This is a genomic window from Singulisphaera rosea, from assembly GCF_054877945.1.
Map to the genome: position 1 here is coordinate 63,090 of NZ_JBTYIP020000012.1, position 13,761 is coordinate 76,850.

Here is a 13,761-nt window from a genome sequence, read left to right on the forward strand (position 1 = left end):
AAGAAAGGCCGCGACCACCTTGCCTTTTCCGAGTGCCTGAAAGACCCTGAAGCGGTCGAGGATCCGGTCGTCAACCCGATTCGGGAAAGGGACGAAGCCGATCTCGAGTTCTCTCCGAGTCAAAGGTGACATCGTGGGCCCTGTGTTCTCGCAGCTCGTTCGACGGAAGGCATCGCGGGCTTTGAGGAGGTCGCTCTCTCTCAACAGCCTCGTGCGCGGGGTCGCCTTGAGCCTCGCGATCCTCGCGGCGACGACCGCAGATGCAGGAGCCGAGGAGACGGAGGCGTGGCTTGGCTACACGGAGCTCCGGACGAACCTGCCTGGCGGTCGTCACGCGAATGTCTCGACGATGCGTGCGAAGGTCGTCCGGATCGACGGGACGGGAGCTCGTCCCATCGCCGAGGAACTCTCGCGACAGGCCGACTCCTGGACTCAGTTCGCCGGGTGGTCGCCGGACGGTCGTCTGGCGATCGTCGGCCGAGGCTGGCAGAGTCCGGAGAATGCGCGTTGGGAGGAAGAACACAAGACCTTTCGGTTCACGGCGGAAGGACGGCTCTACGACTCGTTCCTGGTCGACCTCGCCAACGGCGAAGCCAGCAACCTCACGGGAGTGGAACGGGTCAGCTTCTATAACACCGGGCTCTTCTTCTGGCCGGGGGACCCGAGCCGCCTGGGCTTTCAGGCCCTGATCGACGGGAACTCGCACCCGTTCCAGATGGATCGGTCGAGCCGGAACAAACGCGACTTGACCGCGGACTCGAAAGAGTTCGCTTACGGCTTCAGCGCCTCGCCGGACGGAAAACGCATCACCTACCATCAAAGTTATCAGGTCTACATTGCGAATCGTGACGGCACTCATCCCCGTAAGGTGGTGACCGGCCAGCCGTTCAACTTCGGCCCGCAATGGTCGTCGGACGGGTCCCACGTACTGTTCCTCGCGGGCGAACACGAGCATTGTCACCCGTATGTTGTAAGTTCCGACGGAACCGGCCTGAGGAAGCTCGCGGACCGAGGCGATTACCGGGGTTCCGTCGAGTTCCTCGATGTGCCCGACTTCCACGGCGGCAGCAGCGACGTCCCGGCATGGTCCACCGACGGTCGTTCGGTCTTCTACACCCGGCCCGCCGACGGCGCGACCGAGCTCTTCCGCGTGGGACTCGACGGCAAGGAAGAGCGACTTTCCCGGACCTCCAAAGGGACGTTGCACTACCATCCTCAACCCTCACCTGACGGCCGTTGGCTGGCCTTCGGATCCAAGCGGGCCGGTGTCCGTCAGCTCTTTGTCATGAGACTCCAAGATCAGGCCGAGACGCGCCTCACCTCGCTCGAACGCGGGCACGCGGCATTCTGGCCCCATTGGCAGCCGAAGGCCGCTCGCTAGCGATAAACCCCATTCGCGGACCTTGCGAACGCATATCCCTTTGGTCTCGGATTCTTTCGAGAAGGACGTATATGACCCGACTCGCGACTTCTGGTCGTTTCGGATTCCTGGTGATCGCCTGGCTGATCATGCACGCCGACAGGGTCCGTGCCGACGATCCATTTGTCACCGAGGTTTTCAAGAGCGGGACGGGTGGCTATCACACCTATCGCATCCCGTCATTGCTGGTGACACCCAAGGGGACGGTCCTGGCGTTCTGCGAAGGGCGTAAGACGGGACATGCCGATCACGGTGACATCGACCTCCTGCTTCGGACAAGCACCGACGGGGGGCGCACCTGGGGCCCCGTTCAGATAGTTTATGAAGAGGGAGGGACCGAGCCTCTTACGATCGGCAACCCTTGCCCGGTCGTCGACCGCGACACCGGGACGGTCGTCCTGACGTTCTGTCGAAACAACCGCGACGTCCTCGTGACGTCGAGTCGCGACGAGGGCCGAACGTGGTCGACTCCACGTTTCGTCACCTCGTCGGTTAAGAAGGATGGCTGGCAGTGGTACGCGACCGGTCCGGGCGTCGGCATCCAACTCGAACACGGAAGCAGGCGAGGCCGGTTGGTCATCCCTTGCGACCACGATGAGGTCGTCGACGGCTCGCGGGCGATGCACTCCCACGTAATCTACAGTGACGACCACGGGCAGACCTGGGAGCTCGGCGGGACGGTCGGCCCCAACACGGATGAGTGCCAGGTGGTGGAGCTGGCGGACGGAGAACTCCTCATCAACATGAGGAACGACTGGGGCCGCAAAGGTAGCCACAAGGAACTCGGTGGGAAGCGAATGATCTCCCGAAGCCGCGACGGAGGCCGGACCTGGGCCAAGCCTGAATTCGACGAGACACTCATCGAGCCCGTCTGTCAAGCAAGCCTCATCCGTGTCCAGGCAGAGGAACCCCCGTTGAAGCCGCTGCTCCTCTTCAGCAACCCCGCTTCGACCAGGTCTCGAAGAGGCATGACGTTGAGGGCAAGTCGGGACGAAGGTCGCTCCTGGCCGATCGCGCTGCCCGTAGACGCGGGCTTTTCGGCTTATTCCTGCCTGGCGGCCTTGCCAGATCGCCGCATCGGTCTCCTGTATGAGCAGGGAAATGCCGCACAGATCGTCTTTGCCGTCTTCTCCCTCTCGGACATCCTCCAGGGTTCGGGACGTGGCGCAACGCCTCGGGTAGGCACACCTGGAAGCCCCTCGAAGTGACGCGGCACTGGAAACCCTCGGAAGCGCGGTGAAGGAGCCGACGGAGAGCTCATCGCGGCTTTTCTACCGGAGCCCGAATCCGCACAGGGCGGGCAGGCGAGCAACGGTCGCGAAAACCTGTGTCCACGCACAGAGGGTTTGATATAATCGAAGAGCTTGCTGGTCACGTACGCTGTGGTCTTGGATTCCCTTCGAGTTAGGGGCCTTGTTCACGGCACGGAATACGCCTCAGCGAGGGTGACGCGACATGCGAACGTTGGGAAAGCCCTCAAGCCTCCTGGCGTTGGCGGTATACTCCCTGCTTTCGACTCCGGCCGTCGGCGCAGGGGATGTTGATAAGGACATCTCCTTCTTCGAGAAGAAGATTCGACCGGTCCTGGTCGAACACTGTTATTCCTGCCATTCGAACGGTGCGAACAAAGTCCGAGGCGGACTCAGGCTCGACAGCCGCGCTGGCATGCTCGCGGGGGGTGACACCGGCCCAACTCTGGTCGCGGGGAAACCCTCCGAAAGCCTGATCGTCGAGGCCCTGAGGTACGAGGGCCTCGAGATGCCCCCGAAAGGCAAGCTCGCGCCGGCCGTCGTCACGGACTTCGAGCGTTGGATCACGATGGGTGCGCCCGACCCTCGAGAGGGTCCGGCGACCTCAGCCCAGTCCACGATCGACCTGGAAGCAGGGCGTCGGTTCTGGGTCTATCAGCAGCCTCGGCATCACCCGGCACCTCGCACGGGCACGTCGGGATGGCCCAGGAACGACGTCGATCGGTTCGTCCTGGCGGGGCTCGAAATTCGAGGTCTCCGACCGGTCGCCCCGGCGGATCGACCCACCCTCGTGCGTCGGCTCTATTTCGACCTCCTCGGCCTACCTCCCTCTCCCAACATCATCGACAGCTTCGTTGCCGATCCGTCTCCTGATGCCTACGAGCATTTGGTCGATCGATTGCTCGCCTCCCCGGCATTTGGGGAGCGTTGGGGGCGACATTGGCTCGACATCGTTCGTTTCGCCGAGTCGATGACCTTGCGAGGGCTGGTCCTTGAGGAGGCCTGGCGCTACCGCGACTATGTCATCGGGGCCTTCAACGCCGACATCCCTTTCGACCGCTTCGTTCGTGAGCAGGTCGCGGGAGACCTCTTGCCCTCGACCTCTCTGGTCGAACGCCGAAGGCAACTCGTCGCGACAACCTTCCTGGCCCTGGGCGACTCGAATCTTGAGGAACAGGACAAGGCCCAACTCCGCATGGACGTGGTAGACGAGCAGATCGATACCATCGGCAAGGCCTTCCTCGCCCAGACGATCGGTTGCGCCCGTTGTCATGACCACAAGTTCGACCCGATCCCGACGCGAGACTACTACGCACTCGCGGGGATCTTGCGGAACGTCAAAACCCACGAGGATGCGAATGTCTCCAAGTGGGTGGAACGCGCGTTGCCGGTCGACTCGGCCCAAGAGCAGGAGTTTCGCCGCTCCGATCAGGCCATCGCCGAGTTGGAGCAACGCATCAAACTCGAGTCCGTTCGAGCCGCCCGAGGCGGGATCAAGTCGCTCGCTCGAGGGGCGATCGCCGAGTCCGACCTTCCCGGCGTGGTCCTCGACGACTCGGCCGCCAGGCGGGTTGGGGAGTGGAAGCATTCTCGCCACTCGCCCGACTTCATCGGCCAGGGCTATCTCCACGACCTCGACTCGGGCAAAGGGGAGAAATCTCTGACCTTTCAGCCCGACCTTCCCAGGGCAGGGGAGTACGAAGTCCGCCTGGCCTACTCCCCGGGTTCGAACCGAGCGTCGGCAGTCCCGGTGACGATCCTGTCGGCCGGCGGCGAAACGACGACGTCGGTCAACCTCCGGGAGCCCCCACCGATCGCCGGCCGGTTCGTGTCGCTCGGGCAATACCGATTCGAACGCAATGGACAGGGATATGTCCTCATCTCCAACGAAGGAACGCATGGACACGTCGTTATCGACGCCGTCCTCTTCATCCCTGTCGATCCGGCAGCCGCGCCCCATGCGCCTTCGCCGACGGAGCTCTCGGAGCTCGAAGCCCGATTGAAGCGACTCAAGTCGGAAGCACCCCGGCGCGAGTCGGTCGTCTCGGTCCTCGAGCTGAAGGGGGTCGAGGATTCACGAATTCATATTCGAGGCAATGTCCACACCCTTGGCGAGTCGGTCGCCCGCGGGTTCCTCCAGGTTGCGAGCTACGGCCCGAGGGTCGAAATGCCCCGCGCCGAGAGCGGGCGCCGACAGCTCGCCGACTGGCTCGCGTCCCGCGACAACCCGCTGACGGCGCGAGTTTTCGTCAATCGTGTCTGGCATTGGCTCTTCGGGACCGGGCTCGTGCGGACCACGGACAACTTCGGGACCACCGGCGACACTCCGTCCCACCCCGAATTGCTCGACGAGCTCGCTCTCCGGTTCATGGAGGAAGACTGGTCGATCAAGTCATTGATCCGGACGATCGTCCTCTCCCAGACGTATCAACTCTCGACGCTCGACGACCCTCGTTCTCGGGCGGTCGATCCGGAGAATCGCCAACTCTGGCGGCATAACCGTCGCAGGCTCGACGCCGAGTGCCTCCGGGATGCCATCCTCGTAGTCAGCGGGACGCTCCGTCCAGAGAAGGGGGGACCGAGCTTCCGTCGAGGTCTCGCGGCCGACTTCGGTTATCCCCACGAGGAAAACCGGCGGAGTGTCTATTCACCGGCCTTCCGAAACGCCTTGCCCGAGTTCTTCGAGGCCTTCGACTTCGCCAACCCGAGCATGGTCGTCGGCCAGCGCAACGTGAGCACGGTGGTCCCTCAGGCCCTTTTCCTCCTGAATCATCCGTTCGTCGTCGAGCAGTCGAGGATCGCGGCCCGACGACTCCTGGACGAGCCTTGCCCAAGCGTCGAGGCTCGAATCGATCTTGCCTATCGGATCGTCCTGGGACGACCACCGACCGATCGAGAACGTCGAATCGCCATTAGGTTCCTGGAAGCCGAGCACGACCTGGACGCCCGCGAGGCGAAGGTCGAGTCCTGGTCGATGCTGATCCAGTCGTTGTTCGGGTCGATCGATTTCCTGTACACCAAGTGAGCCGAGTGGGAGGCGGAGACCATGCCCGTGCCGATCGGTCGTCGCGAGATGTTGAGGAGTGCCGCCTGCGGTTTCGGCTATCTCGCCATGGCCGGCCTGGCCGCCGATCGCGACGCGCGAGGGTCGACAAATCCGCTCGCAGCCAAGCGGACCGGGCTCGTCCCTAAGGCCAAACGGGTCATTTTCCTGTTCATGCAAGGGGGCGTCAGCCACGTCGACTCCTTCGACTACAAGCCGCGGTTGGCTCGTGACGACGGCAAGCAACTCGCCTTCGACGACGCTCGGGTCATCGCCAAGACCGGCGAGCGCGGGTCGTCTCAACGCACGTTGAAGTCGCCCTGGATATTCTCGCAACATGGCGAGTCGGGGCACTGGGGATCGACTCTCTTCCCCGAGATGAATCGCCACGTCGACGACCTCTGCTTCATCCACTCGATGCACACCGAGGGGGTCGCCCACGGCCCTGCGACCCTGTTCCTTCATTGCGGGGCGACGAACGCCGTCCGGCCTTCGATGGGGTCGTGGATCCTCTACGGTCTCGGCTCCGAGAACAACGACCTCCCCGGGTTCGTCACGATCGGCCCTTCGGGAGGTAACGGCGGGTCCAGGAACTACGGCAATGCGTTCCTCCCGGCAATCTACCAGGGGACCGCGATCGGCGCCGCAGGCGCGCCGGCCTCTCGTGCGACGATTCGCAACCTGGCCAACCCCTTGCGAACGGCTCCGGATCGTCGCCGCCAATTCGATCTGCTCCACGAATTGAACGCCGAGCAAGCCAGGGTCGTCCCGGGCGACTCGGAGTTCGAGGCCATCGTCTCGAACTACGAGATGGCCTGGCGAATGCAGGCGAGTGCACCGACAGTCCTCGAACTCGGGAACGACTCGCGAGAGACGCACGCCCTTTACGGTATCGGCGAACCCGCGACGGACAACTTCGGCCGCCAATGCCTCTTGGCTCGACGGCTCTCCGAATCCGGGGTGCGCTTCGTCCAGGTAACCTACGGTGACAACACAGCGAACCCGGCCTGGGACCAGCACTCGAACCTGCTCAAGCACGCCGACCACGCCAGGGCGGTCGACAAGCCGATCGCCGGCCTACTCGCCGACCTCAAGCGGCGCGGCTTGCTCGAAGATACGCTCGTCTGGTGGGGAAGTGAGTTCGGCAGGACGCCCTACGCCGAGCGCAACGGGACGGGACGCGATCACAACCCCAACGGGTTCACGGTCTGGCTGGCCGGGGCTGGCGTCAAGCCTGGGTTCTCGTTCGGCGCCACCGACGAGTTCGGTCACAAGGCCGTGCAGGATAAGGTGCACATGCACGACCTCCACGCCACGATCCTGTCGCTCCTGGGACTCGACCACGAAGCCCTCACCTTCCAGTACAGTGGACGCCCCTTCCGGCTCACGGATGTCTCGGGCCGGGTCGTGAACGAGATCCTCGCTTGAGCGGACGCCGGCATCCCGCCCTCGAGTCTGGCTTGTCCGCTCGGATGTGATGTGGCTTCGCCTCGAGAGCCCGACCGTCGGCCGTCGCTTTAACATTTAACACTTGGCTGGTTAGGCCTTTCCAACGACACGGAGGGCCAACCATCTCGGGATTTCTCGTGGACTGACGAGAAACCTCCACGACGGATCACGAGACCGCCCCTTTTGTGTGGGATCTGTGTTATACTCCGTTCCTTCATTGCCGACCTCGGGCGAGGTTGCGCAAAATCCCCAACGCCCACCATTCCTTTTGTCGCCAGCACCCTAGAGCAGACTATGTGGGTTCCGTGTTATACTCCGATCCTTCATCGGCAGCCCTCCTCAGCAACCGAAGGCTCGGATCGTCCCGAAGTCACGGCCCGTCCTCGGGCGGTGCGGCGAACGTCGTGAATGCCGACAAGGGCGTAACCCGTTCCGAAGCTTTGGTTTCCCTCGCCTTTTTCTGATGGCTCGAATCCCGGCGGAGGGTCCCTTCGTGTCGCAGTCAGCCTTGAATCGGGATGCGAAGGACCTCGCGTCGTTCGGCTATCGACAGCGACTGGACCGGACGCTCGGCGGTTTTTCCTCCTTCGCGGCGGGCTTCTCGTACCTCTCGATCCTGACGGGACTGCCGCAGCTCTTCTATCTCGGCTTCGGCGCGGGAGGCCCCGCCTTCATCTGGACCTGGCCGGTCGTTTTCCTCGGGCAGTTCCTGGTCGCGCTCTGCTTCGCGGAGCTTGCCGCGACGTATCCCCTCGCCGGAGGGGTCTACCAGTGGTCGAAGCAAATCGGGCCAGCGTGGATCGGATGGATGGCCGGTTGGGTCTATCTCGCTTGTGCCGTCATCTCATTGGCATCGGTCGCGGTGGCACTCCAGGCGACCCTTCCCCAGATCTCCGGCCGGTTCCACCTGATTGGCGACCCGACACGGCCGGAGGATTCGTCACGGAACGCCGTGCTCCTGGGATGTTTGCTCATCACATTCAGCGTCGTGGTCAACGCGGTCGGGGTCCGCCTCCTCGCGAGGATCAACAACGTTGGCGTCTTCGCCGAGATGGCGGGGACCGTGATCCTGATCGCGTTGCTCGCCTGGAAGGTGCGCCGAGGCCCCGAGGTTGTTTTCGACACGCAGGGTAGGGGGGCGACACTCCCCCTGGGATACCTCGGCCCGTTCTTCGCCGCCGCGTTGACCCCCTCTTTCGTGATGTATGGCTTCGACACGGCCGGCACGCTCGCGGAAGAGACGAACGACCCACGAAGACGGGCCCCTCGAGCGATCTTGGGAGCCCTCGCGGCCGTGGGCGCGGCGGGCGGTCTCTTGATCTTCTTCGCGTTGCGAGCCGTCGGAGATCTGAACAACCCTGCGCTCGGCCGAGTCAGCGGAGGCATGCCCCTCCTCATCAAAGAAACGCTCGGGGATCGCGTCGGGCTTGCCCTCCTCTGCGACGTCGCCCTCGCGATCGTGGTCTGTACCCTGACCGTGCATGCCGCCGCCGTCCGGCTCGTCTTCGCGATGGCCCGAGACAACAACTTGCCCTTCTCCGAATCCCTCGCGCGGATGTCGGAGAGGTCACGGAGCCCGGTGCTCCCGGCAATCCTGATCGGGGCGTTCGCGGCCGCGGTCCTGGTCCTGAACGTCGACTATCCCCAGATCATCGAACTGATGGCGTCGGTCGCGATCGTCTGGGCCAACCTCGCGTATCTTCTGGTCACGGCACCGATGCTGGTCCGTCGCCTGCGGACCGGATCCGCGTGCGAGCCCCCCTCCGAAAAGGTCTTCTCGCTCGGCCGTTGGGGGCTCCCCGTCAATCTGCTGGCCGTGATCTGGGGCATGGCGGTCCTCGTCAACGTGGGTTGGCCCCGCCCCGAGATTTATGGGACCAATTGGTACCGACGCCACATCGCGCCCCTCGCCACGATCGCCCTCCTGGCGACGGGCGGGCTCTGCTACGAGATCGTTCGTCGGCAGAAAGGGGGCGTCCTCGAAATGCACCGTGAACCCTTGGCCACTCAATAGACGAACTCGCGAAGGAGTCGGGGAATTGATCATGCGGAGAGTCATCCTCAGGAAATCGCCGAGGGCCCTCGTGATCGGCGTGGATGGAGCCTTCGAGGAACCGAGGTATTCGAGGCCCGTCCAACGATTCCTCGCCTGGTGCGTCCATCTCTATACGGCCTCCGGCCTCGTGATCGCAGCGCTAATCTCGGTCCTGCTCGTCCGAGGGGGCACCGACGCCTATCGCTCCTCGTTCTTCTTGATGCTCCTGGCCACCGTCATCGACGCCACCGACGGGACGTTCGCCCGAAGGATCGGGGTCAAGAAGGTGCTGCCCAACTTCGACGGCCGGAAGCTCGATGACCTGACCGACTTCCTGACTTACACCTTCCTGCCGCTCCTCCTCATCTGGCGGGCGGGGATCCTCCCGACCGGCCAGGAAGCCTGGCTCCTCTTCCCTCTCCTGGCCAGCGCCTACGGATTCTGCCAGGTCGAGGCGAAGACCGAGGACGGCTATTTCCTCGGCTTCCCCTCGCTGTGGAATGTCGTCGCCTTTTATCTCTATGTGTTGCATCTTCCCGAATGGACGTCGCTGGGGGTTGTGGTCACGCTGAGCCTCCTGACGTTCGTGCCGAGTCGATACCTCTACCCGTCGCAACCAGGTCTGCTCAACGTCCTCAGCAACATCCTGGGAGTGGTCTGGGCGTGCCTGCTCGCCGGCATCCTCTGGCAACTGCGCCGGGAGCACTCGGCAAGTGCGAACGAACTGGCGCGGACACTCGCGCTGACGTCCTTGTTCTACCCGGCGTTCTACATGGCGACGTCGTGGGTGATCACCTTGAACCGTTGGCAGCGTCGACTCCTCCATCCTCGACACCTCGGTTAAGGCCCTCGGGCCCACGATTCCACCCCCTCGATAGCCGAGCCTCTCGAGTTCGCTGGCAATCGACTCGGCTCGCCCCGAGTCGGTCCAAACAGGTCGAGAGGCCTCGGTCTCAGTCCTCGGCGACACGACCGCCATTGTCGATTTCGGGGCCTCTGGACTAGGATAGGGTCCGGAGAACACGCGAAGGGTCGAGGGCAAGGTGAGGCAATGGGCAAGCGGGTCGTCCTGGCGATGAGTGGGGGTGTCGACAGTTCCGTGGCGGCGTACCTGCTGAAACAGCAAGGCTACGACGTCATCGGTCTCTTCATGCGCACCGGCGCCCACTCCGACGATGTCGAACGCCGAGCCAAGACATGCTGCAGCGCAACCGACTCCATCGACGCCCAACTCGTCGCCGACCGGCTGGATATTCCTTTTTATGCGCTCGACTTCGAAAAAGAGTTCGAGCGGATCATGGATCAGTTTTCCGACGAGTATGCGAGGGGACGCACGCCTAATCCCTGCGTCATGTGCAATATTTGGCTGAAGTTCGGCAAACTTTGGTCGTATGGGAAGCAAGTCGGGGCCGACTTCGTCGCCACGGGGCACTACGCGCGGATCGCCGAGGATTCGGAGGGGGTGCCTCGTGTCGCGCGGGCGATCGACCGCTCCAAAGATCAGTCCTATGTCCTCTTCGGCCTCCGCCGAGAGTTGCTCCCCCACGTCCTGTTCCCTGTCGGGTCGATGCCGAAGTCCGAGATCCGTGCCATCGCGAAGCAGTGCGACCTGCCGGTCCACGATAAGCCCGATAGCCAGGAGATCTGCTTCGTCCCCGACGACAACTATCTCGGCTTCGTCCGGGCACGCCGACCTGACCTCAACACCGCGGGCAAGCTCGTGGATGAAGATGGGACGGTCCTGGGGGAGCACACCGGGATCGAGGGGTTCACGATCGGGCAACGACGAGGGCTTGGGGTGGCCGTCGGTTCGCCGCGATACGTCGTGCAGATTGAGCCGGTATCCAAGACCGTGACGCTCGGCCAGCGCGGTTCCCTCGAGAAATCGGCATTAGTCGCGTCTCGATTTAATTGGCAGGGGAACGTTCCCGAAAGTCGGACTGCGTGCCTGGCCCAGATCCGAGCCCGACACTCGGCCGCTCCCGCCACGGTCGAGACGCTCGACGACGGTCGGGTACGCGTCGTATTCGACACCCCCCAGTCGGCCATCACTCCCGGACAGGTCGTGACGCTCTATCAAGAGGACCTCGTCCTCGGCGGAGGGTGGATCGACGGGGCGATCGACCTCGATGCGTCAGCCCCCCTCGATTCTTGACACCCTCCGAATCAGGCAGAATCGATCCTCGGAGAGACGAAAGGCTCGGAGTATCTCGACATGGTTACCGTTGGAATGTATTACGACGTCATCCCCGAGAAGGCGTCGCTCTTCACCTCCAAGTTCCAAGACGTCCTCGCCTTGATGAATACGATCCCTGGTCATAAGTCCAGCTTCCTCTATCAAAGGGTCGACGACCCCTTCTCTTACGCGGTCCTGAGCGAGTGGGTTGACGATCAGGCGTTTTACACGTTCATCCGTTCCGAGACATTTCGCCAGGTCACCACCTGGGGACGAGAGCAGGTCCTCCGGACGAGCCCCAGGCACAAGATCTACCCACGTTCCGAGGAGATTGGGCGACCCGCCTGAACATGCATTGCCAAGCCCCGGAATGCATACTAGGATTTTTTGAGACTCTCGGCGATTGAGAGCCCCCAAGGGCACGATGCCCTCGGTCCTACACGCACACAAGCGATTCGGCGATGTGGCCATGGGCCTTTGTTCCATGGGCTCGCATCGCCGGTTACCAAAGCTATCGAGTCCGAACGGAACTTAAACTCCCATGGCGCGTGCCAGTCTGATCCTACCACTCTCGGACCGGACCACCATCGGGGTGGATCAAATCCGAAACCTTCATGCGAGGTTGGAGGCATTAGGACACACGATCGACATCGTGAGTGTGAGTGACGTCAAGGCGACCGCCCCCCTCTCGTTGACCGAAGACTGGTGGTCTTCGACGGCCGGGGAGAAGCCGGGACTTTCTCCCGCCGCCGTTGCCGGTTTGCAGGCCGCGAAGGGCGAACACCTCGTCGTGGCCGACCTCGAAGATGGTTACTCGGCCGAGGATATCGCTCGAGTGCTCGACACTCTGGATGCGGACGGCACGCAAGTCGTGATCGCGAGCCGGGGTCGCTCGATCTCATCGAAGCCGAGGCTCTTGTCCGTCACGGACTGGCTTCGGCGATTCTCGAAACGGTTGCTCGGGACCTCGGCGCCCTTCTCCGGCTTGTTCGGGGTCAGTCGAGCCCTCGCCCGACGGACCCACTTCTCTCCCGTCGGCTCCCTGTTTACCCTCGAGATCCTCGCGAGGACCACCGCGCCTCGGCTCGACGTCTTCGTGCCGGACTACCAGCGGCGACAACCTCGGACGTTGACGGTCGACGACTTGCGACATGTCAAGCGGATGACCGACGACCGCTTCGGAAACTTCTCGCGACTGATCCAGTTCTGCGTCGTCGGTGCGTCCGGGATGGTCGTGGACCTGACGTTCTACGCCTTCTTCCAATGGGTCCTGTCGTACACGACGCTCGCGGATAAGACGACCCCGATGGTCGGTGGCCCGCTATCGCTGGCCATCTCGGGCATCCTCGCCATCGCGATCGCACTCACCTGGAACTTCTCGCTCAACCGTCGACTCACGTTCAGCTACGCACGCGAGCAGTCACTTCTCCGTCAATACGTCGCCTATGCCCTGAGCAATGCACTCGGGATCGGGGTAAGCCTGGTGCTCCGATTGCTCCTCCCGAGCCACGTGCCTTACTTCGAGCGGCACCGGCTCGCGGCGGCTCTCGTCGGAATTGTCGCGGCGACCGGCATCAGCTTCTCCATGGCGCGCTGGTTCGTCTTCAGCCGGCAGCACATCGGCGCTCCTTCACCGGACAACTCGATGGCCAATCACCCTTCGACGGATCAGGAACTCGGCGACGCACCGACCGATCGGGATCACTCCTCCAACCTTTCGGCCTCGGTCCGCGAGTCGATCTGAGCCTTCTCCGGAGTTTGAAGGTCTTCGAGACTTCCGTGCGTCCAATCCGACGGGACGTTGTGCAGGCCGTCGAACGACCTGGGAACCGGTCGCTTCAGGTGCTGTCGTGCGAGGATGATCGCCACGACCAAAGCACCGGCCAACCCGACGAACAGGTCCATCTGCGAAATCGATGACTTCGTCTCGGCCGAGGCTTCGATTCTGATCGGATTGGGGGGATGGGCTCCCACGATCAGCGGAACGAGCCTCGGGCCATCGCCGGCCTGGTACGTGATCGTGCGGATGTAGGTGCCGACAAAGCGGACGTTCGCCGCAGTCGGGGCAGGGTTCGACCCTCCAGCCTCCGTCGGGTACACGAGGGTGTATGGGTTCCCGCTGGGGGTGACGGCAAACAGTTCAACGAGAGGGGGAAATGTCCCGATCGCCCCTTGGTGAAATGTTCTCGCGACCTTACCGACGACTTCGACCCGGCGTCCTCGATAGGACTCGGGGTGGTTCCAGAGTTCGGTGAACGAGACCGCGACAGGCTTCGATTCCCCGCGATCGATCAGGGCCGTCCGATATTCCGCGAGGTCGGCGAGACTTAGCCCAGATTCCGACTGGGCGAAGGAGTTCATGGCTGACAACGCCAGTCCGAGACCGAG

At 63.2% G+C, this 13,761-nt stretch carries 10 protein-coding genes; 9 read left to right on the forward strand and 1 reads right to left on the reverse strand.

Annotated elements, in window-relative coordinates; all coding sequences use genetic code 11:
• Positions 1-133 precede the first annotated feature (133 nt).
• The 9 genes from ACYOEI_RS20435 to ACYOEI_RS20475 all read left to right on the forward strand — a co-directional run bounded on the left by ACYOEI_RS20435 (position 134) and on the right by ACYOEI_RS20475 (position 13,117).
• The gene (locus tag ACYOEI_RS20435) at positions 134-1,381 is read left to right on the forward strand and encodes a TolB family protein (RefSeq protein ID WP_462851412.1); all 1,248 of its coding nucleotides are present in this window, start codon (positions 134-136) and stop codon (positions 1,379-1,381) included.
• Positions 1,382-1,452: 71 nt separating this feature from the next.
• Positions 1,453-2,628, forward strand: a complete 1,176-nt coding sequence (locus ACYOEI_RS20440) for a sialidase family protein (protein ID WP_462851413.1) — start codon at positions 1,453-1,455, stop codon at positions 2,626-2,628.
• 247 nt (positions 2,629-2,875) lie between these two features.
• Entirely contained in the window at positions 2,876-5,695 is a 2,820-nt protein-coding gene (locus ACYOEI_RS20445; protein ID WP_462851414.1) for a DUF1553 domain-containing protein, read from the forward strand.
• A gap of 21 nt (positions 5,696-5,716) precedes the next feature.
• The gene (locus ACYOEI_RS20450) at positions 5,717-7,141 is read left to right on the forward strand and encodes a DUF1501 domain-containing protein (protein ID WP_462851415.1); all 1,425 of its coding nucleotides are present in this window, start codon (positions 5,717-5,719) and stop codon (positions 7,139-7,141) included.
• A 514-nt stretch (positions 7,142-7,655) separates the two neighbouring features.
• Positions 7,656-9,176: an amino acid permease gene (locus ACYOEI_RS20455; protein ID WP_462851416.1), complete on the forward strand. Its 1,521-nt coding sequence runs from the start codon at positions 7,656-7,658 to the stop codon at positions 9,174-9,176.
• Positions 9,177-9,207: 31 nt separating this feature from the next.
• On the forward strand, positions 9,208-10,041 hold the full coding sequence (locus ACYOEI_RS20460) for a CDP-alcohol phosphatidyltransferase family protein (RefSeq protein WP_462851417.1): 834 nt from the start codon (positions 9,208-9,210) through the stop codon (positions 10,039-10,041).
• Positions 10,042-10,248: 207 nt separating this feature from the next.
• On the forward strand, positions 10,249-11,352 hold the full coding sequence (gene mnmA / locus ACYOEI_RS20465; RefSeq protein WP_462851418.1) for a tRNA 2-thiouridine(34) synthase MnmA: 1,104 nt from the start codon (positions 10,249-10,251) through the stop codon (positions 11,350-11,352).
• 60 nt (positions 11,353-11,412) lie between these two features.
• The gene (locus ACYOEI_RS20470; RefSeq protein WP_462851419.1) at positions 11,413-11,721 is read left to right on the forward strand and encodes an antibiotic biosynthesis monooxygenase family protein; all 309 of its coding nucleotides are present in this window, start codon (positions 11,413-11,415) and stop codon (positions 11,719-11,721) included.
• A gap of 304 nt (positions 11,722-12,025) precedes the next feature.
• Positions 12,026-13,117 (forward strand): GtrA family protein, encoded by a 1,092-nt coding sequence (locus tag ACYOEI_RS20475; protein ID WP_462851420.1) that lies wholly within the window; start codon positions 12,026-12,028, stop codon positions 13,115-13,117.
• Here ACYOEI_RS20475 and ACYOEI_RS20480 read toward each other — a convergent pair.
• A complete protein-coding gene (locus ACYOEI_RS20480; RefSeq protein WP_462851421.1) occupies positions 13,075-13,734 on the reverse strand; it encodes a hypothetical protein in 660 nt (219 codons plus the stop codon). The two genes, ACYOEI_RS20475 and ACYOEI_RS20480, sit on opposite strands and share 43 nt — an antisense overlap.
• Positions 13,735-13,761 lie beyond the last annotated feature (27 nt).